This is a genomic window from Nostoc sp., assembly GCF_036917655.1.
Lineage (GTDB): Bacteria > Cyanobacteriota > Cyanobacteriia > Cyanobacteriales > Nostocaceae > Nostoc.
This window is the reverse complement of the sequence record NZ_JBALCY010000030.1, coordinates 1-20,585: the sequence shown is the minus strand read 5'-3', so window position 1 is coordinate 20,585 and position 20,585 is coordinate 1. Positions and strand designations below refer to the sequence as shown.

Genomic DNA, 20,585 nt, shown 5'->3' with positions numbered 1-20,585 from the left:
CCTAATTATTTCTGACCAATTAGTGACTAGGAGATTATTTGATGAGAACCAGAAAGCTAGGGAAATTTGGGTTAGAAGTTTCAACTATCGGACTTGGTTGCATGGGAATGTCTGAGTTCTATAGTGGTCGTGATGAAATTGAGGCGATCGCTACAATTCATCGAGCCTTAGAACTTGGAGTTAATTTTCTTGATACTGCTGATATGTATGGGCCGTTTACTAATGAGCAACTAGTAGGCAAAGCAATTAAAGATCGCCGAGATCAAGTAGTATTAGCAACCAAATTTGGCAATGTCCGCACTGAAGATGGTGGTTGGAAAGGGATTAGTGGCAAACCCGAATATGTCCATCAAGCTTGCGATGCCTCACTAAAACGTCTGGGAGTGGAAGTGATTGACCTCTATTATCAACATCGGGTAGATCCAACTGTACCCATTGAGGATACTGTAGGAGCAATGGCAGAGTTAGTTAAGCTGGGAAAAGTTCGTTATTTGGGGCTTTCAGAGGCTGCTCCCGCCACAATTCGGCGGGCTGTGGCAGTTCACCCCATTGCAGCACTGCAAACAGAATACTCTCTTTGGAGTCGAGAGCCAGAGGATGAAATTTTACCTACTGTGCGGGAATTAGGAATTGGGTTTGTTCCCTATAGCCCATTAGGAAGAGGGTTTTTATCAGGTGCAATCACCAGCCCTGATGATCTGGCACCTGATGACTATCGCCGAAATGCTCCTCGCTTTCAAGGTGAGAATTTTTATAAGAACCTACAATTAGTCGAGCAAGTCAAAGCGATCGCCACCGAAAAAGGAGTAACTTCCAGTCAACTTGCACTAGCATGGCTATTTGCTCAAGGAGAAGATATTGTCCCAATTCCTGGTACAAAACGCCGTACCTACTTAGAGGAGAATGTTGCAGCTACCGAAATTACCCTGACTCAACAAGAGTTGAATCGACTGGAAGCAGTTGCACCAAAAGGTGTAGCAGCTGGTGAGCGCTATCCTGATATGAGTACTGTGAACCGTTGATCTATCAACGAAGCGTAACCAGATTTGTGCCGATTGTTCCAAATACTGCGATCGCAGGTCAATCAATTTTGGATTTTAGATTTTAGATTTTAGATTGACTCATAGCAATCAAGTCAGGGGCAAGTCATTTAATTTACGATGTTTGGATAATAGAATAGGACTTACGTTTAAATTCGCTTTTTTAAGAGACATGCATTCAATTTACGATGTTTGAATCTTCAATTCCATTTGACAAAATTTAAACATCGTAAATTCGGTGAAAAGCATTCAGGACTTTCCTGAAAAGCCCAACACCTGCTTTGATTTTTCAAGTACTTCTTTGGGGCGAAATGGTTTAGTTAGATACAAGTCTGCACCAACCTCAATTCCTTTTTGTTTATCAAATTCCTGCCCCTTAGCTGTCAAGATCACAATGTAGACATCAGTCATTTGCAGGTCGTGTTTAACAATGTGGCAGACTTGCAGACCATTCATTTTAGGCATCATCACATCGAGAAAAACTAGATTTGGTTTTTCAGTTTTAATAGTTTCGAGAGCTTCTTCTCCATTTCTGGCAGTTAGGAGTTCAACGCCCTCATCTTCTAATGCTTCTAGGGCTTGCTCCATCAAAATCAAGATATTGGGTTCATCGTCAACAATCAGAATTTTCTGGGTCATACAATTTTGGATTTTAGATTTTAGATTTTAGATTGACTCATAGCAATCAAGTCATTAGCTCTCTGTCATTTAATTTTAGATTTTGGATTTTAGATTTATTATCGCGTTTAAATTCGGGGGAAACTCTTCTCTACGAGAGGCTGTGCGCCAAGGAGACGCTCTTGCGTTCAGACCTTTTGAAATTTGGGATTTTGAATTTCAATTCCATTATCCAAAAGTTAAAATCTAAAATTCGATTAGCGATCGCACAGGACGATGAAGAATACATTCTCCAAGTCTTTCTCAAAGCGTAGGGCTTTCACCATGTCGGCTTCTTGAGAGAAAATAGAATCGATGATGATCATGTCAGGTTTGGCTGATCGAGCTTTATTGATACCTTCTTGCGGATCGGAGGCTTGAATCACGCTGTATCCCTGAGTTTGTAGTACATCCGATAGGGTTTTTAAGGTTGAGGCATTTTTATCCACAACCAATACCTTTTTACTGGAAGTACCTTGGGAAAGCAATGAGCCAATTTCCTTGAGAAGTTTTTCTGGGTCAATGGGCTTGGTAAGATAGCGATCAATGCCAATGTGGTAGCCCCGTTCCTTGTTTTCAAGAATCGACAGAATAATGATCGGAATGTCTGCGGTCTGGGGATCATTTTTGAGGACGGCTGCCACATCAAAGCCGTTGATTTGGGGCATCATTACATCCAAGAGAATCAGGTCGGGACGGGCTATTTTGATTTGATGAATCGCATCCACGCCGTCTTTCGCTTCCCGAACATTATAGCCTTCGCTTTCCAGTTGTTGACGAAGCAATTCCCGAATGTTAGCGTCATCATCCACTACCAGAATGGTTTTGCTGTTTTGGTTCAGCACAGGGTTTGTGGTGATGACGTGTTCTTTGAGTTGTTTGACTAGCGCATCCAGATTCAGACTGCTACTGGTTTTGCGATCGCTCTCAGCAGTAGGAATGATGAATGAGAATGTGCTACCCTTACCTGGTTCACTCTCAACCCAGATTCTACCACCGTGATGATCGATGATTTGTTTACAGATGGGCAGTCCTAGCCCTGTGCCTTTGGGTTTGTCGGTGAGGGTGTCGCCAACTTGACGGAATTTCTCAAACACTTTTGGCTGATCTTCAGGTATGATGCCAACGCCTGTGTCGATGACGCTGATGCAAACACCTTCGTTCTCTTGTTTAACCCGGCAGATCACAGAACCAGATTCAGTGAATTTAACGGCATTGGAAATCAGGTTGATCAAAACTTGCAGTAGACGATTGCGATCGCCTAATATCTGAGGCAGTCCAGGTTCAATCTCGCACACCAACTGCAAGCCATTGGTTTCAAATAACCCGGCGGTAGAATTGGTTGCCCAATCGAGTAATTCGCTGGCATCAAGGGGCTGCATCTGCCATTCCACCTTACCTGCTTCCATCTTGGCGATGTCCAGGACATCGTTAATCAAAGATGTCAGCCGTTCTGCTTCCGACACAATAATGTTGAGATTGTCACCTATCCGCTTGATGGTTTTCTGAAGCTTGCGGTCTTCGGTAGAAATCATTGGGAAGACATCGGTTTCCAGCTTTTCTTGAATGATCGATGCAAAACCGAGGACAGAAGTTAGTGGCGTCCGCAGTTCGTGGGAAACTGTGGAGATGAAGTCGGTCTTCATTTGGTCAATTTCCTTTTCTGCCGTCACATCCCGAATCAGAATTACCGAACCTAGCCACATCGCCGCCTGATCTTTAGAGGCTTCTTTGAAAATGGTGGTTGCTAGAGCTTGACCAACCCGGTCTGCTGCTAAATTAATCTCAGCAGTGAATATCTCTCTGGACTGTTTGTGGGTCTGCTTTACCAAATCGGCGATTTTAGCTTGAGAAATTTCTCCGCAGTCTTTTCCTTTGATGTCAATGTCGCCAAGCTGGAACATTTTTAGCAGCGCTGGGTTAAAGCGGGTAATTTGGCCGATGGTGTTAGTTACCAATAACCCATCTGCTAGATTGTCAATAATCGCAGTCAGGTCAGCAAATGTTGCTTGCAGTTCTGTGTCTGCCTGTTGCCGTCGTAAGTGGGATAAGGCCAACAGCCAGGAACCCTCCCCAATCAACGCAGTCAAAATAATGTCGAAAAATAGGAGTCGATGAAAAGAACTTTGCGATCGCGCATTTAAGATCGCAGAGGGGACAAGAGTCACAATTTTCCAATGGTAAGATTTGGCATCCACCTTCCCTTGACTGGAATCGAAGGCACGGGTCGCCCCCGTGCTGGATTGAGCTTTTTGAACTTCCAGTAGCGGATACAGGGTTTTGAAGGTGAATAACCCATCAGCTGTTTGAAACTGTCCCGACTCTGTTGTGCCTATTTGCTGCCAGACATTAGGAAAGGCTTTTGCAAAGGTCTGGTCTTTGCGGTCTTCGTACATAAAGCCCCACTCATTCTCTGGCTTTAGTCCTTTAAGCCAGTAACCATCAGCATTGAGTAGCAGCGTTTCGCCTAAAGTTGTCGAGTTTTCTTTTTGCAGATTCTGGATAAATTTCTCACCTAAATAGTTCAGCACAACGATGCCGCGTTTTTGCCCCTGAGAATCAAATACAGGAGTGCCAAAACGGATCATTGGTTTGAGCGGTTGTTCAATCTTGCCCCGCTCAATATTTAGATCCAGGGGCGAAACAAAGACCTCGCCTGATTTCAGGGGTAAGGTGTCCTTAAACCAGTAACGCTTTGCCTGGACTTGCAGTTTTTCGTCAGGGACAATACTGGGCTGACCTTGATTCAAGTTGACTCTGACAATTTCTTTGCCAGTTGTGTCCAGAAAGCGAATCTGGTCATAAAGTTGCTTCTGCTCAGACATGGAAAAATACTCTTTAGCGATCGCCTGCCTCAACTCCAGTGTTTTAGTTGCATCCACAGGTCGGTTGAGCATGAACTGTAGCTCATTTTGGGTAGTCAGAAACATCAAGTCAGACTTAATTAAATTAAAGTCTCTAGCAGCTATTTTAGTTTGCATATCAACGTTACGGGTTTCGTTGATGGAAATTGCGCCCCGTTCAGCTTTACTCTCTGCCTGGTGAATGATCATCAGCACCCCCCCAACCAGGACAGACAGTGGTAAGAAAGCGATCAGGAATTGTTTGAGGATTCCTTGTTCAGCGATTTTCAAGAATTCAGAGTTTTTTAGCATTCTTCTTGGTAACTCTTAAATTAAGTTTGTTTACAAAAATACTTGTATTTTTTTGTTCTGGCGAATTATTATCGTAAATAAAAGGGTTTAAGACCCCAACCATAAAGGTAGCCCCAGTTTCAGTCGGGGTTTAAATCCCCCGGAGTTGCTCCTCTTCTCCCAAGGGGAGACGCTAAAAGCGATGGGGAGACCCCAAGACCGCACTCCTCTTCTCTGCGAGACGCTACGCGAACGTCTGAAAATGTCTAAAATGTTTGAATTTTGAATGCGTGAATTTTGAATTGTTAATAATGCTTTGTCTCCCCTCCCTGCTTGCGGGGAGGGGTTGGGGGTGGGGTTCTTTTATTATGGGTAATCTGGCAAATATGATATAACCTTTAACCAAAATCAAATTAAGGGTCATAGGAATTACTGTTCAGATAGCATAATAAAAAATACATTTTCCAACTCCTTCTCAAACCGTAGGGTTTTCACCAAATCGGCTTCTTGAGAGAAAATAGAATCGATGATGATCATGTCAGGTTTCGCTGACAGGGCTTTCTTGATGCATTCTTGCGGATCGGAGGCTTCAATCACGCTGTATCCTTGAGCTTGCAGTACATCCGATAAGGTTTTTAAGGCTGATGCGTTTTTATCTACAACCAATACCTTTTTACTAGAAGTGCCTTGGTAAAGCAGTGAGCCAATTTCATTGAGGAGTTTCTCTGTGTCAATGGGCTTGGTAAGATAGCGATCAATGCCAATGTGGTAGCCCCGTTCTTTATTTTCAATAATTGACAGAATAATGATCGGAATATCTGCGGTCTGAGGATCATTTTTGAGAACGGCTGCCACATCAAAGCCGTTGATTTGAGGCATCATTACGTCCAAGAGAATCAGATCGGGACGGGCTGTTTTAATTTGATGAATTGCATCCACGCCGTCCTTTGCTTCCCGAACTTTGTAGCCTTCGTTTTCCAGTTGTTGACGGAGCAGTTCCCGAATGTTAGCGTCATCATCTACAACCAAGATGGTTTTACGGCTTTGGTTGACCACAGGGTTTGTCGTGATGACGTGTTCTTTGAGTTGTTTGACTAGGGTATCCAGATTCAGATTAGCAGTACTTTTTTGATCGCTGACGTAGGTGGGAATAATGAATGAGAATATGCTGCCATTCCCTGGTTCACTCTCAACCCAAATTCTACCGCCGTGATGATCGACGATTTGTTTACAGATGGGCAGTCCTAACCCTGTGCCTTTGGGTTTGTCGGTGAGAGTGTCGCCAACTTGGCGGAATTTCTCAAACACTTTTGGCTGATCTTCAGGTGTAATACCAACGCCTGTGTCGATGACGCTGATGCAAACACCTTCGTTCTCTTGTTTAACCCGGCAGATCACAGAACCGGATTCAGTGAATTTAACGGCATTGGAAATCAGGTTGATTAAAACTTGCAGTAGACGATTGCGATCGCCTAATATCTGAGGCAGTCCAGGTTCAATCTCGCACACCAACTGCAAGCCATTGGTTTCAAATAACCCGGCGGTAGAATTGGTTGCCCAATCGAGTAATTCGCTGGCATCAAGGGGCTGCATCTGCCATTCCACCTTACCTGCTTCCATCTTGGCGATGTCCAGGACATCGTTAATCAAAGATGTCAGCCGTTCTGCTTCCGACACAATAATGTTGAGATTGTCACCTATCCGCTTGATGGTTTTCTGAAGCTTGCGGTCTTCGGTAGAAATCATTGGGAAGACATCGGTTTCCAGCTTTTCTTGAATGATCGATGCAAAACCGAGGACAGAAGTTAGTGGCGTCCGCAGTTCATGGGAAACTGTGGAGATGAAGTCGGTCTTCATTTGGTCGATTTCCTTTTCTGCCGTCACATCCCGAATCAGCAGCGCCGAACCGAAGCAGGCAGCGGGTTCTTGATCTGCCGTCTTTTTGAAAATGGCGGTCGCCACTGCCTGACCAATGCGTTCTTTCGTCAGGGCAACTTCGGCAGAAAATACTTCTTTGGGATGGGACTGAGTTTGTGCAATTAGTCCTGCTAAACCAGATATCGGCAGTTCCTGGTAGTGACCGTTGAGGGCGGTAGCTGTCAATCCATACATGGCTAAAAAGGCAGGATTGAAGTGGGTGATTTGTCCTGCGGTGTCTGCCACTAATAAACCATCTGCTAAGTTATCTAAAATGGCATTTAATCCCTGCGCTTCTGCTAGGGTATTTTGCAGGGCAGCCGTCCGCTCTACAACTCTGCCTTCCAGTTCTTGATTGAGTTGCCGCAGAGCGATTTCTGCTTGTTTGCGGGCAGTGATGTCGGTATTGATTTCCAGCACCGCGCAGGGCTGATGGTCGATGTCCCGTTGCAGCGTCCATCGGCTCTGGACGATAATCAATTTGCCATCATGGGTAAGATGTTCCACTTCTCCTTCCCAATTACCTTGCTGTAATAACTCTGCGATAATTTCTTCCTTTGGCTTGAGAAAGGTTTTTTTAATAAAAGCGTGAATGCATTGGTCTTTCACTTCCTCACGTGTCCAACCGTAGAGCGTTTCTGCACCTTGATTCCAGTACAAAATTTTGTCGCTCATGTCGCGGACAATAATCGCATCGCTGGAATGATTTAACATATCCATGAGACGCTGATTTTCGGCTTCTGCTAGTTTGCGATCGTCAATATTGGTGCAGGTACCAATCCATTCCCGGATGCTACCGTCTGCTTCCAAGACGGGGGTACCGCACACAGCAAAATGGCGGTACTTGCCGTCTTTGCCACGCATCCGGTATTCAGTTTGAAAAAGATTGTGATTTGCCACAGCAGTAGTCCAGGCCAGGGCTGTGTGGGTACGGTCATCGGGGTGAATCGGATCAAGCCAGCCCCAACCCTCGATTTCATCTGCACTCTGACCTGTGTATGCTAACCAGGTAGGCATTTCACTGCTCACCCCCAGTCCTTCAGGTGTAGCCACCCAGACAATTTGGCAGCTGGCAGTTACCAGAGAGCGAAACCGTTGCTCGTTCTGTTGCAGAGTTTGTTCTCCTAGCTTGCGATCGTGAATATCGGTGCAGGTGCCAATCCACTCGCGGATGCTGCCGTCTGCTTCTAAGACGGGGGTACCACAGACAGAGAAGTAGCGGTATGTGCCATCCTTGCCACGCAGTCGATATTCGGTTTGGTGGATACTTCGGTTCGCCACAGCAGCATTCCAAGCTTCTGTGGAGTGGGCACGGTCATCGGGGTGAATTGGATCAATCCAGCCCCAACCCTCAACTTCAGCTTTGCTCTGCCCCGTATAGGCCATCCAGGTGAGCATTTGACTGCTTATTCCTAGTCCTTCTGGGGTAGCTCCCCAGACAAGCTGTGAAGTAGCAGTTATTAACGAGCGATATCGTTCTTTAAGACGCTGATTTTCGGTTTCTGCCAGCTTGCGATCGTGAATATCAGTGCAGGTGCCAATCCACTCCCGAACGCTGCCGTCTTCTTTTAGGACGGGGGCACCCCAGACCCAAAAGTAGCGATAGTTGCCATCCTGGCCACGAATTCGGTATTCAATTTGATACATGCTCCGGTTTACCACAGCAGCACTCCATACTTCTGCGGTATAGGCGCGATCGTCAGGATGAACAGCATCAATCCAGCCCCCATTCTCAGCTTCCGCTAGACTTTGACCTGTATAGGCTATCCAGCTTGCCAGTTCAAAGCAAATTCCATCTGGTGTACATACCCAGACAATTTGTGCAGTAGCTGTCACCAGAGAGCGGTATCGGGTTTCACTCTGTTTCAAGATTTGTTCAGTATGTTGGCGTTTCTGCTGGGCATCTCGAAGGTCGCTAATGTTCTCCACACTAGACCAGATCAGTTGCTCTCCATCTTTCTCAATCATCAGTCCAGATAACCTGACTGGAACCAAGTGCCCGTCTTTGTGGATGTACTCCTTCTCATAAGGCCCATAGCGACCAGTTCGTTGCAAGTCTTCTAGGCTAGATTGCTCCGTGGCAGCATATTTTTCTGGGGTAATCTGCCAGTAGGTGAGATTCAAGGTTTCTAGAACAGTGCGCCCTAAAATAGCAGCATAAGCGGGGTTAATATCAATTAGCGTCCCATCTGTTCGGCACAGTGCCAGCCCAGTGGGGCATTGTTCAAATAGCTGACGGTTGGATTCATCAAGTTGATTAAACATGATTGAAGTTTCTTTAGTGGTCGATGTGGGTATGGTTAGGACAACTGAACCACGACAACAAAGTGGCGTAAAGCTTTAAGGAAATTGGGTTACGTTGAAACATCTGGTAAATTTGCTCTGGTGATGCAGCTCCCAGGTTTGGACTCTGCTCTGAAAGTCGCTGAATCAGTTGATTATGGCGGATTAGCAAATCCGTCGGTTTGAGCATTGGAGTTGTTGATGGAATGAAGCCGTCGGCATCGGCAGTGGGAGTTGGCGAGGCAAAGGTGCTATTCTGTTCTTCAGCAGCGTCCACCACTGCACAATTCATGGGAATCTGAATCCAGAATTCTGTCCCTTCACCTGGCGCAGAACGGCACTTGAGAAATCCCCGGTGTCTGTTCACAATAATTTGGTAACTGATTGCCATACCCAATCCGGTTCCCTTGCCAATTTCTTTGGTGGTGAAGAAGGGATCGTAAATGCGTCGAATCACATCCTCCTTCATGCCTGGGCCGTTGTCGGCAATGCGAATCACTACAAACTGGTTGTCGAGGATTTCAGTCCGAATAGTGATTTGGGCAGTAGGGGGAGATATTTTTTTATTGACCATTCCCTCCTCTAGAGCATCAATGGCATTTGCCAGGATGTTCATAAATACCTGATTCAACTGTCCGGGGTAGCATTCAATTAGGGGAAATTTGCCATAGTCTTTCATAATTTCAATTGCCGGACGACAAGCATCTGCTTTCAGGCGATGGTGAAGAATCATCAGCGTTCCGTCGATGCCATCGTGGATGTTGACGGCTTTCATTTCGGCTTCGTCATGGCGGGAGAAGTTTTTCAGAGATTGCACAATTTCCACAATGCGATCAGTGCCCACCTTCATCGAATTCAGCAGTTTGGGAAGATCCTCCATGATAAATTCCAGATCGATTTTGTCTAGCTCTGATTCCAACTCCAAAGGAGCAACAGGTAGGAATTTCTGATACTCTTGCACCAGGTGCAACAAGTCATTGGCGTATTCGGCAACATATTTTAAATTGCCGCAAATAAAGTTAACCGGGTTGTTGATTTCGTGGGCAACTCCGGCAATGAGTTGCCCTAGACTGGACATTTTTTCGCTTTGGATCAACTGAGTTTGGGCTAATTGCAATTCATTGAGAGCTTGCTGAAGCTTATGTGTCTGGGCTTTTGCCTGGATGGCTACTTGAGTGCTATGCTCGTAAATTACAGCTTTGTCAATGGCGATCGCAGTTTGAGAGGCAAAGATACTCACAAGTTTCAGGTGTTTAGCCTTGTATGAGTCAGTTTTGGAGGTTCCAATAGCGATCGCTCCCAGTACCCGCTCCTTGGCTCGTAACGGTACACAAATCAGGGCGCTAACGTTTTTTTGCCCTTCTAACCGAGGATCGCCTTGGACATCATTGACGAGTTCTGCTCGGTTGGATTGCACAATCTTGCCAATAATTCCCTTACCCGGTTCCGGCTGACTGTGGTCAAAAAACACTCCAAATTCGGCAATGATTTCAAATGTAGTTGCATCTGGACCGAGGAGCAGAATCATCCCCGCAGAGGATTCTATTAATTGACTCAATTCCTGAAGCACAAGTTGGGCAATCTGTCGCGTATCTAAACTTGTTGTGAGTTTAGTCGAGATATCCTCAAACAAATCAATTTCTTGGTATCGCTCCAGCAATTCTATAGCCAGTTCTTTCTTCTCAGCTTCCTGCTTTGCCAGAAATGAGAGCAAAGTCGCAAGTAGAGTTACCTGTTCTCCCCCAACAACCCAACCGATGATTTCTCCTGGCACCTCGATTGGATATCGGTTTTTCCCAGTTTGCTCCCCAATGCTAATTAGTTTCGTGCCGTCTAACAGTTCAACATCAATCGCCATGTTGAGCTGGTAGACTAAGTTATGAAGGAGAGAGGGCAACTCTTTTCTGTTGAGAATCTTTCTCAGGCTAACTGCGGACATGAAACACCTCATAAGCAGCAGGTTGCAAATTGACCGCATTCAAGCCAACCGGGTTATTAATTTTATCTGCCACCTCTGCGGCTAAGTCTCCCAAGACAGACATTTTCTCACTTTGTACCAGTTGCGATCGTTTTTGTTGATAAAGTCCTGCATTTTCTAGAGACGCGGCTTGAGCGCACGGCAGGTTGAGGATTTCGTCCAAATTGCGTGTAAATGCTTCCCTAGACTGTTTGATGGCAATGGGGAATTTATCAGCATAGCGAACTGAACGATAGACCAAGATGCGACCCTCAAAGTCAATCTCTTTGGTGATGAGATAGCCGAGAATCTGAATGGTTGCGTTAGCGTAGCTATCCGTACCACTTCGCATAAGCAAGCTACGCCTAGCATCTCCGAAAAATAGAGGAATTGTCATAAAAATCTAGTAATATAATAATTTACTAATTAAGACTAGTTTTCCCAAAAAGTTTGGCGATATAACAGCGAAGTTGAGCGGTAGCAAATACCTTTAAACTCCTTACCAGAGGCGTTCTTCCGTCCGTATAACTCGCTTACTTTTTGATGAGTTCTCGAAAAACTATAAGTAAAGCTTTCATAATTAGAGAAAAGCATAGATTTAAATCTATGGTCAATTCATGTCTCTTGTTGCTACTACTCGGAAATTGGGAATCAGCTTTTTTGAGTATCTAAGTGAGCGCATTTCTGAGACTGGAATAATCCCCTATCTGGCGAAATAATAGAATAGTGTACCAAAATCGGCTGCGATCGCAGCCGATTTTGGTACTTTTAAAACGTATTTAGGTAAGCAGTAGCTTCAATTAGATCCGAGAGTAGCGAAAACGAAGTCTGAGTAGCCGAAGCCAGCGTAACCACATTTGTGCAGGTTGTTCAAAGAAGCTGAAAATATCACCGAAACCTAAATTAGTTTTGTGATGATGTAACCAGTGTCTCTCAGGAGTAGTAATAAATAGAATTTGGCATAAAATTTTTACAGGCTTTGAAGTTTGCCAACCCAGTACACTTATGTGTCTCCACCATACATGAAACTGACCAAGCAGTAATCCAGAGATCACGCCGATGGGAGAGAAAGACCACAGGACTACTGCTATAAGTACATAAGGCAAAGCTCCCAAGATACCATCTAAAAGAACCTGGGGATTAAAAGTCAAAATAGCGTAGTGGCGGAAGTCCTTCTTCCAGGAGTGGTGCGTTTTTAAATGAAGGCTACCAAAAACGTGCTCGGGTACGTGGTAAAAGAATGTAGAGAGAAAATCGCCAAAAAACAGTAATAACCAAGCAACAGCGATAGCCTCAAGCATTTGTACTCCTCAAGAATAGTTAAGAAAACTCCACAGAAAATATGCAAATGTCATGCTGTCGGCGTAGACACCTGTTTTGTGCTATACAAGCAGTACTGTGCGTCTCATGGGTCTACGCTCCAGTTAATTTGGCTCAGAGTATATGTAATTGGGTCAGTTGCAGTTTCATAAATCTCCGATCCTTAAGACAGTCAACAGCAACTAGTAAGAACCTCCAATTTGACTTCTAGCTCTGGGTTAATGGCAGCAATACATCTAAAATCCGATGTAAATACCGTATTTTGCCATAGTTACTACACAATCTTCTTACTAAGGCATACAACCTAAGCAAAGGTTGAGTTAAAGTTAGTACAAATTTAGGTTAAGGCTTTCTTCAGCATTGTTAATTCTAAATTGATTGCAATTAAGCTTCAATTATGAATCTAATCAGAACGAGAGAAATAGGCATTCTGGCGACGTAGCCTGAGTTATCTAGGTGAATAAAGCAGGTATTGAATTAAATTCAGAGGCGGCAAAATTTGGAGGATATAGAATTAGCTAGATGCCATAATAGTCGGCTATCAATCAACAAATCATGAGTAGGGAGCGACGCAATCAGAGAAAGACATAGTGACGCGAAGAATGAATATTTGTCCCGTGTCCCCCTCTCAACCTATCAATTTAAACTTAGTGTTTAATACTAGTGAAGCTCCTATATCTACCTTCAAGTAGATGTGAGGTTTCTATCCCACATTCCGCACCCTAAAGTGTCACACTACGAATTTTCAGCTTTTGAGGTTTTGTCGATGCGCGACACCGATAGCGTACCCCTACGGGGAAGCAAACTACGCGAACGCTTAGAGCGAGTCTTCTCCCTACAGCCTTCTCCTAAAGGAGACGCTCTTGCGTTCGGGCATCCGACGGCAGGCGCTAGCCTCTCCCTTTGGGAGAAGGGGGCGATGGCGCAGCGTCACGAGCGTCACAGCCCGTCATAGACATCGCAATCCTGATTTGATGATTTTTGTATTAAATACAACATAAAATATAAATGAAAATACGAAAAAACCGATTGTGACAGTCAGGGGTGCGGAATGTCGGTTCTATGTAAATACGAAAAGTTAAAAAAACAGCTTGCATCATCAAAAGCAAACTATTCTGAATCTTAGGGCTGTCAGGAGGTGTTGTTATGACTACCGATGTACCTAAAAATCTTTCCCAAGACCCAAGCGTTAACCCTGTCCATGAAATTGTAGACGGACAAACCACAGATTGTTGCATTGTGGGTGGAGGCCCGGCAGGAGCAGTTTTGGCGCTGTTGTTAGCGCGTCAAGGCATTTCTGTGATGCTGCTGGAAGCACACAAAGACTTTGATCGCGATTTTCGCGGCGATACGATTCATCCGTCGGTGATGGAAATTATGGAGGAATTGGGACTTAGCGATCGCTTGCTAGAACTCCCTCATGCGAAGATGCGCCAAATTAGGTTTCAAACTCCTCAAGATACTGTCACTTTGGCAGATTTTAGTCATTTGAAAACCCGCTACCCCTACATTACGATGCTTCCCCAGGTGAAATTCCTGGAGTTCATCACCCAAGAAGCCCAAAAATATCCTAGTTTTCAGCTGGTGATGGGTGCGAATGTACAGGAATTAATTGCGGAAAATGGCGTGATTCAAGGTGTCCGCTATCGGGGAGGCGGTGGCTGGCATGAAATCCGGGCAATACTAACAGTGGGTGCAGACGGTCGCCACTCACGTTTGCGCCACCTGGGTGAGTTTGAATCAATCGAAACCTCGCCGCCAATGGATATCCTTTGGTTTCGCTTACCGCGTCAGCCAGAAGACCCAGAGGGGGGAATGGGGCGATTTGGTCAAGGTCACATCATAGCGATGCTTGACCGTGGCGATGAGTGGCAAGTTGGCTATGTTATTCCTAAAGGAGGCTATCAACAACTACGGGCTGCGGGTTTGGAGGAATTAAAAAAATCTGTAGTCGAAGTGGTGCCAGAATTCCAGCAACGCATCCAAAATTTAGATGATTGGTCACAAATAGCTTATCTCTCAGTCGAGTCCAGCCTTGTAAAACGCTGGTATCATCCGGGAATGCTACTCATCGGTGATGCAGCTCATATAATGTCTCCAGTTGGTGGAGTTGGCATTAACTACGCGATTCAAGATGCTGTAGTCGCGGCGAATGTACTCAGCAAACCGCTCAAGAAGCGACAAGTACAACTTAGCGACCTAGCAAAAGTACAGCGTCAACGGGAGTTGCCCACACGCATCATTCAGGCGTTTCAAACTTTTATCCAAAAGCGGGTATTTGCCCCGGTTCTCACCTCAAATAGCACCTTTGTACCACCTGCATTTTTGCGCTTACCCATCTTGCGCGACCTTCCAGCAAGGTTGATCGCCTTCGGTGTTTTTCCATCTCACATCAAGACTTAATTTTTGCCAATAATTTTTTCTATTTGATGAATGGGTGGTACAATCATACTACTCCATACAGAATTAAATGCTCATTTAGTCAGGCGAAGGTGGCGATCGGCATACTCAATGCTGTTCAAAGCGATCGCTTGGCTTTTATGCTAGAAAGGACTAAAAACTCAGGCATTATTAAAAAATGCAAACAATTAAACATATCTAGATATTAATTGGCACTACATAGAAAAACCCCCTCTTTTTCAATCAGCACTTTTTGCAGTCAGGAGTAATTTTAATGAACAGCTGCGTTTTGATGGCGGAAATTATTAACGAGCCGCAACTCCGCTATACAGCCGATAATCTGGGAGTTACGGAAATGCTGGTGCAGTTTCCCAATTCCCTGAAACCAGAAGATCCGCCAGCCACCCTGAAAGTTGTCGGCTGGGGGAATTTAGCGACAGAAATTCAGCAAAACTACCACCAAGGCGATCGCGTCATCTTGGTAGGACGTTTAACCATGAATACTGTTGAGCGTCAAGAAGGTTTTAAAGAAAAACGCGCTGAATTGACGGTGCAACAAATTCAATCTGTTGGAGGTAGTTTTAATACCGATCCATTACCTTCAGCAACCGTAACTCCATCATTCACTGAAACGTCTCCACCACAGGCATCTTCAGCATCTCGTCCTCCACAGAAAGACGTTCCCACTTACGAGTCAGCACGTCCAGCGCCTACCCCGGCGACAAATCCTGTTGGCGTTACTCCCCAAGCGACAAGTTACGAACCCGTACCTCAACCCACAAATTATGAGCGGGCTACTTATCCAGCAGTGAAACAGGAAGAACCAGATCCAGATGATATTCCCTTCTAAAGTTGGTAGTTGAGCGTCTATTCAGTTTGCTAACTAACATTACGATTAGACAATTTCTACAAATAGCCATCCTTGAGGATGTGCTATTTTTTTTAGTCATCCTTGCAAAAGTTTTTACCACCCCCCCCACTTCTAAAAGCAAATTCTTAGGAGTGGGGTTCTTGTTTCCGCAGACTTACTCACCAGCTTGTACAGAAACCTCGCAGCGATTCGCGTCAAATGCTGTTCCCACCGCAGTCCAATCACAGTTCATTTGTGCGATCGCCATAAAATTCCCGTCGTCGGGAAAAATTCATTCCCGGTATCTAGAAAAGCGGACTGCGAATTTTTACTGTATTTCTATATTGAGTCAGAGTAGATAGAGTAAATTTTGCAGTAGCATTAGCAGTAAAATGACCGTTATTTGTTTTACAAACCTTAAAGGTAGCGTGGGTGATCGCTCTTAGCTCAAAGTCGCGGATGCCATTAATGATACGGTATTGGGGGTTGCCTTGAAATAGCCATTATGTCATTGTTATTTGGTAGATTTCCTCTCTTCTCTACGAGAGGCTGCACCAACGAGACGCTACGAGATCGCTTGTATTTGGTAAGCGATCGCTACCGAGCAAACATATGAGCGTTCGCTTGGATGCTTTCCTCTCTATGAGACGCGGCTCGCGTTCCCTTGAATGAAGGTGAGTGACTCAATTTGGGATTTCGGATTTGAGATTGAGCATGAGTCGCACGCCATCTGCTTTTCTGGATAAAAGTTTCCCAGCATTTTAGTCAAAATTATTACATGACTCCTTCCCAATCAGGCAGAGGGCACGAGGCACAAGATTGACATATTAACTACATCACATTGACGTAAATCTAATTAAACCTTTTGTGAAACCAGGAAGTCTAAATAATGTAGACAACTTTTGAATTCACCATTCACAAATATGAGTAACCATAAAGTTCCTTCGATTACTATCTTCACAGGACTAGTAGCAGTCATTCTAGGTAACAGTCTCTTGATGACTTCGGGATCTGCGTATGCTGACTTGCCAGGGAAGCATCCTTATTACCTGCACGCACTCACTGATTTACGCACTGCACGGTGGTTGCTGGAACATCGCCCAGGCGATGCTGCCGTTAGTGGACAAGAAGATGTTGCTATTGGGCAGATAGATTACGCTATTAACGACATTAAGAAGGCATCTATTGATGATGGCAAAGACATCCACGATCATCCAAATGTCGATGTCCCCAATAATCATCCTGGACGCTTACATAAGGCAGAAGAAATATTGAAGAAAGTGCATTCCGATGTGAGGCGTGAGGAAGACGATCTAACAGCCCAGGGCTTGCAACATCGTTCGCTTTATCATATCGATGTTGCACTCAACGCGACTAAGCGTGCCCTTTACGATGCTCAACATCATAAATAGAGACTGGATGGGCGAGGCTGATCTCGCCCCTTTTAGCAAAGACGCATGGCTATTCCAAGAGCAGAGTTAAAGGAGAAACTCTCGTCCTACGGCTACTACAAAGACGGGTAGGAAAGTTACCAGAAGGGGTTCGGGGGTGCATTCAAACCCTTTCTTTAGAGCAATACCTTTGCCAAAATAAGAGCCTACAAAAATTTTGGCAAAACCGGACAAAATTACCCATACATAAGCGTTCAGCTTACAAGGTAGGTTGGACTCTCAGAACCTTTACACTGCGGACAATACGTTAAAAAAACCTTGCGGGAAACCTTAAAGGGATTTTTAGGAGTTATTGTTTTTGCCAAACCTCAGCAGATATGGCAGTTAATCGTCCAAGCATTATGAACTCACCCTCTTAAATTGGCAAAGGTATTGTTAGAGCAATTAGAATCACTTGGCGAGGCTTTGTTGGATTTTACAGCCATTGAGGATTTACTTAACTGGTTGGAAGCAAATCAAACAACGTAGAAAATCTCTCGATGGTAATGGTTTTTGTCAATGGGGTAAGCCTTCGCGCAGCGTCTCTTAGAGAAGCTATGCCGTCAGGCTTGTCGCCTTGCGCTGTCCTTCCCTACTCCAAGTTGTAGTAAATTCAATTTAGATTCAAATGTGCTTGAGGTCTAAGCAGTGAAAAACTGCCAAGGAGTGTAAAAACCAAATTTCCCGACACATACATCAAAACTATTGTTAAAATCCAAATAATTTTAAGTTAATATTCATACCCAACTCCTATGAGAGAAACTGTCCTAGAGGTTCGCAATCTCCAAGTTGAATTTTCCAGTGATGGCAATGTCGTTAGAGCTTTGGATGGTATTTCCTTTGCGCTGCATCGAGGCGAGACTCTAGGAATAGTAGGAGAGTCGGGAAGTGGTAAATCAGTGACAGCCCTAGCTGTAATGGGTTTGTTGCAAACTCCGGGTATAGTTACTGGCGGTGAAATCTGGTTTCGTCCGCAGGAGAATGCTAACGCCATCGATTTAGTAAAATTGCCTTCTGAGCAAATGCAGCTACATCGGGGTGGCGATATCGCCATGATTTTTCAAGAACCGATGAGTTCGCTCAATCCGGTTTATAACATCGGGTTTCAGCTAATAGAAGCGATTATGCGCCATCAAAATGTGTCTGCATCCCAAGCACGACAAATTGCGATCGCAGGTCTGCAAGAGGTAAAACTTCTACCGAGCGATGAGGAGATACAACAGCAGTATATCGAAACTTGGCACCAAACCAACAGCAATTCATCGAAACCAGATCCATCAAAGTTGCCACAGTTGGTTAAAGAACACAAAGAAGCCATGCTAGAACGCTACCCTCATCAACTTTCTGGGGGTCAGTTGCAACGGGTAATGATTGCAATGGCAATTTCTTGCAACCCATTAATCTTAATTGCCGATGAACCAACCACAGCCTTGGATGTGACGGTGCAAGCGACTATTTTGGAGTTAATTCGAGAATTGCAACAAAGCCGTGACATGGCAATGATTTTCATCACCCACGACTTGGGGCTAATTTCGGAAATTGCTGACGAAGTAGCGGTAATGTATAAAGGTAAAGTTGTCGAATCTGGTACTTCTGAGCAAATTTTTAGCAGTCCCCAGCATCCATATACTAAAGGTTTGATCGCTTGCCGCCCCTCACTTGACCGCCGTCCTCAAAAATTACTCACCGTTTCTGATTACATGAGTGCAGAAGAGACACCAACGGGACAAGTAGTAATTCAGGCGAAAGAACCCGCACAACCCACAGAAATCACCACCGAAGAGATTGCTGCAAGATTGGCAAACTTCAATCAGAAGGAACCCCTGCTGCAAATCCGCAATCTGAAAGTTGGTTTTCCGGTGCGCGGGGTGTTTGGTGGGACAAAACGCTACAATATGGCAGTTAATGGCGTTTCTTTTGATGTCAAACCAGGGGAAACACTAGGTTTGGTGGGAGAATCTGGTTGCGGTAAAACCACCCTTGGCAGAACCTTGCTGCGATTAATTGAACCGATGAGTGGTCAGATTATCTTTGAGAAACAAGATATTACTAGCCTCAAAGGAGAACCGTTGCAAAAACTGCGGCGGGAAATGCAAATAGTCTTCCAAAATCCTTTTAGTTCTCTTGATCCACGGATGAAGGTTGGGGACGCGGTGATGGAACCGTTGCTAATTCACTCTGTTGGTAAGAGCAAGCAACAACGACGCCAGCGAGTAGCCGAACTCCTAGAACGGGTGGGGTTGAGTGCAGATGCGATTAACCGCTATCCTCATCAGTTTTCTGGGGGTCAACGCCAACGGATTTGCATAGCCCGTTCTTTGGCATTAAATCCTAAGTTTATCATCTGCGATGAATCAGTTTCAGCGCTGGATGTTTCAGTACAAGCGCAGGTATTAAATCTTCTTAAAGAGTTACAGTCAGACTTTCAGCTTACTTATATTTTTATTTCTCACGATTTAAGTGTAGTGAAATTTATGAGCGATCGCATTTTAGTCATGAATAGCGGTCAAATTGTTGAAGAAGGGACAGCCGAAAGTATTTACCTGGAACCCAAAGAGGAATACACGCAAAAATTAATTGCGGCGATTCCTACTGGTAGTTCTGAACGGGTGCGAAGTCGTCATCTACGGGCTTTATAGTTAAAAGGGCGGTTATAAACCGCGTCTACACGAGGCAAAACCCACCTCCGTGGGTTTCAAGCCCTCAACTTTTCTTTAGTCCGCGCAGGCGGACTTAGTTTGTCTAGCCGCGAATTCCATTCGCCCTGGCAGCCTCATTCTGATTTTCTTTTTAACAGATATTTGTGCAAACAAAGTTAATTACATCTGCAAGTCCTGACTGAGTTTTTAAATTAGTAAAAATAAAGGGTTTATCGCCGCGCATTTTTTTTGCATCTCGTTCCATCACACTTAAATCTGCACCAACATAGGGTGCTAGGTCAGTTTTGTTAATCACCAACAAATCAGACTTAGTAATGCCGGGGCCACCCTTGCGGGGAATTTTATCACCAGCGGCAACATCGATGACGTAAATTGTTAAATCCACCAATTCTGGACTAAAAGTAGCAGCCAAATTATCGCCGCCACTTTCCAAAAATACCAAATCTAAATCGATAAAACGTTCCTCTAACTGTTCAATTGCCGCCAAATTCATTGAAGCATCTTCGCGGATGGCAGTGTGAGGACAACCGCCAGTCTCTACACCCAAAATGCGATCCCTTGCCAATGCCTGAGAACGCACTAAAAATTGAGCATCCTCTTGAGTATAAATATCATTTGTCACCACCGCAATCTGATACTGCTCACGCAATCCCTTGCACAAAGCATCCACCAAAGCCGTCTTCCCTGAACCCACGGGGCCAGCAACTCCCACTCTAAATGCATTCATTGTTATTTGTCGTTTATCCTTTGTCAATTGTCATATCATGTCCGCTTGATTACTTATTAAACCCGAAGAACCCCACCCCGCCAAAGCTGTGCTTTGTCTCCCCTCTCGAAGAGCGGGCTATCCATTAGTCACATCTTTCTTAACATTTCTGTAAGGCAGACTCAGAGGGAATAATAGAAGTAAGCAATGAGAGCATCATTGACTTGAGAG

The 20,585-nt window shown here is 44.7% G+C and carries 14 protein-coding genes and 1 pseudogene; 8 read left to right on the top strand and 7 right to left on the bottom strand.

What is annotated here, in order from left to right:
• The first annotated feature begins 41 nt into the window (after window positions 1–41).
• Window positions 42–1,022: an aldo/keto reductase gene (locus tag V7K30_RS13255; RefSeq protein WP_334999795.1), complete on the top strand. Its 981-nt coding sequence runs from the start codon at window positions 42–44 to the stop codon at window positions 1,020–1,022.
• 267 nt (window positions 1,023–1,289) lie between these two features.
• Here V7K30_RS13255 and V7K30_RS13250 read toward each other — a convergent pair whose 3' ends face one another.
• The 6 genes from V7K30_RS13250 to V7K30_RS13225 all read right to left on the bottom strand — a co-directional run bounded on the left by V7K30_RS13250 (window position 1,290) and on the right by V7K30_RS13225 (window position 12,289).
• On the bottom strand, window positions 1,290–1,679 hold the full coding sequence (locus V7K30_RS13250) for a response regulator transcription factor (protein WP_334999792.1): 390 nt from the start codon (window positions 1,677–1,679) through the stop codon (window positions 1,290–1,292).
• Window positions 1,680–1,915: 236 nt separating this feature from the next.
• Window positions 1,916–4,852 (bottom strand): response regulator, encoded by a 2,937-nt coding sequence (locus V7K30_RS13245; protein WP_334999790.1) that lies wholly within the window; start codon window positions 4,850–4,852, stop codon window positions 1,916–1,918.
• A gap of 408 nt (window positions 4,853–5,260) precedes the next feature.
• Window positions 5,261–9,013: a PAS domain S-box protein gene (locus V7K30_RS13240; RefSeq protein ID WP_334999788.1), complete on the bottom strand. Its 3,753-nt coding sequence runs from the start codon at window positions 9,011–9,013 to the stop codon at window positions 5,261–5,263.
• Between the two features lie 13 nt (window positions 9,014–9,026).
• On the bottom strand, window positions 9,027–10,970 hold the full coding sequence (locus V7K30_RS13235) for a GAF domain-containing sensor histidine kinase (RefSeq protein WP_334999786.1): 1,944 nt from the start codon (window positions 10,968–10,970) through the stop codon (window positions 9,027–9,029).
• Entirely contained in the window at window positions 10,957–11,385 is a 429-nt protein-coding gene (locus V7K30_RS13230) for a hypothetical protein (protein WP_334999784.1), read from the bottom strand. The genes V7K30_RS13235 and V7K30_RS13230 overlap by 14 nt, the downstream gene beginning before the upstream one ends.
• A 403-nt stretch (window positions 11,386–11,788) precedes the next feature.
• Window positions 11,789–12,289, bottom strand: a complete 501-nt coding sequence (locus V7K30_RS13225) for a fatty acid hydroxylase (protein WP_334999782.1) — start codon at window positions 12,287–12,289, stop codon at window positions 11,789–11,791.
• Between the two features lie 746 nt (window positions 12,290–13,035).
• Between V7K30_RS13225 and V7K30_RS13220 the strand changes: the two genes are divergently transcribed.
• The 7 genes and pseudogenes from V7K30_RS13220 to V7K30_RS13190 all read left to right on the top strand — a co-directional run bounded on the left by V7K30_RS13220 (window position 13,036) and on the right by V7K30_RS13190 (window position 19,627).
• The gene (locus V7K30_RS13220; RefSeq protein WP_334999780.1) at window positions 13,036–13,263 is read left to right on the top strand and encodes a hypothetical protein; all 228 of its coding nucleotides are present in this window, start codon (window positions 13,036–13,038) and stop codon (window positions 13,261–13,263) included.
• Window positions 13,264–13,454: 191 nt separating this feature from the next.
• Entirely contained in the window at window positions 13,455–14,711 is a 1,257-nt protein-coding gene (locus tag V7K30_RS13215; RefSeq protein ID WP_334999778.1) for an FAD-dependent oxidoreductase, read from the top strand.
• A gap of 271 nt (window positions 14,712–14,982) precedes the next feature.
• The gene (locus V7K30_RS13210; protein ID WP_334999776.1) at window positions 14,983–15,558 is read left to right on the top strand and encodes a single-stranded DNA-binding protein; all 576 of its coding nucleotides are present in this window, start codon (window positions 14,983–14,985) and stop codon (window positions 15,556–15,558) included.
• Between the two features lie 923 nt (window positions 15,559–16,481).
• On the top strand, window positions 16,482–16,970 hold the full coding sequence (locus V7K30_RS13205) for a hypothetical protein (RefSeq protein WP_334999774.1): 489 nt from the start codon (window positions 16,482–16,484) through the stop codon (window positions 16,968–16,970).
• Window positions 16,967–17,260 (top strand): DUF4351 domain-containing protein, encoded by a 294-nt coding sequence (locus V7K30_RS13200; RefSeq protein ID WP_334999849.1) that lies wholly within the window; start codon window positions 16,967–16,969, stop codon window positions 17,258–17,260. The genes V7K30_RS13205 and V7K30_RS13200 overlap by 4 nt, the downstream gene beginning before the upstream one ends.
• Before the next feature lie 124 nt (window positions 17,261–17,384).
• Window positions 17,385–17,477 (top strand): annotated as a pseudogene (locus V7K30_RS13195) (DUF4351 domain-containing protein); the annotation flags it as partial.
• Window positions 17,478–17,740: 263 nt separating this feature from the next.
• Complete coding sequence (locus V7K30_RS13190; RefSeq protein WP_334999772.1) at window positions 17,741–19,627, top strand: ABC transporter ATP-binding protein; 1,887 nt, start codon at window positions 17,741–17,743, stop codon at window positions 19,625–19,627.
• 151 nt (window positions 19,628–19,778) lie between these two features.
• Here V7K30_RS13190 and ureG read toward each other — a convergent pair whose 3' ends face one another.
• Window positions 19,779–20,375 carry an urease accessory protein UreG gene (ureG, locus tag V7K30_RS13185; protein WP_334999770.1) on the bottom strand — a complete coding sequence of 199 codons (597 nt, stop codon included), beginning with the start codon at window positions 20,373–20,375 and terminating at the stop codon, window positions 19,779–19,781.
• Window positions 20,376–20,585: the final 210 nt, after the last annotated feature.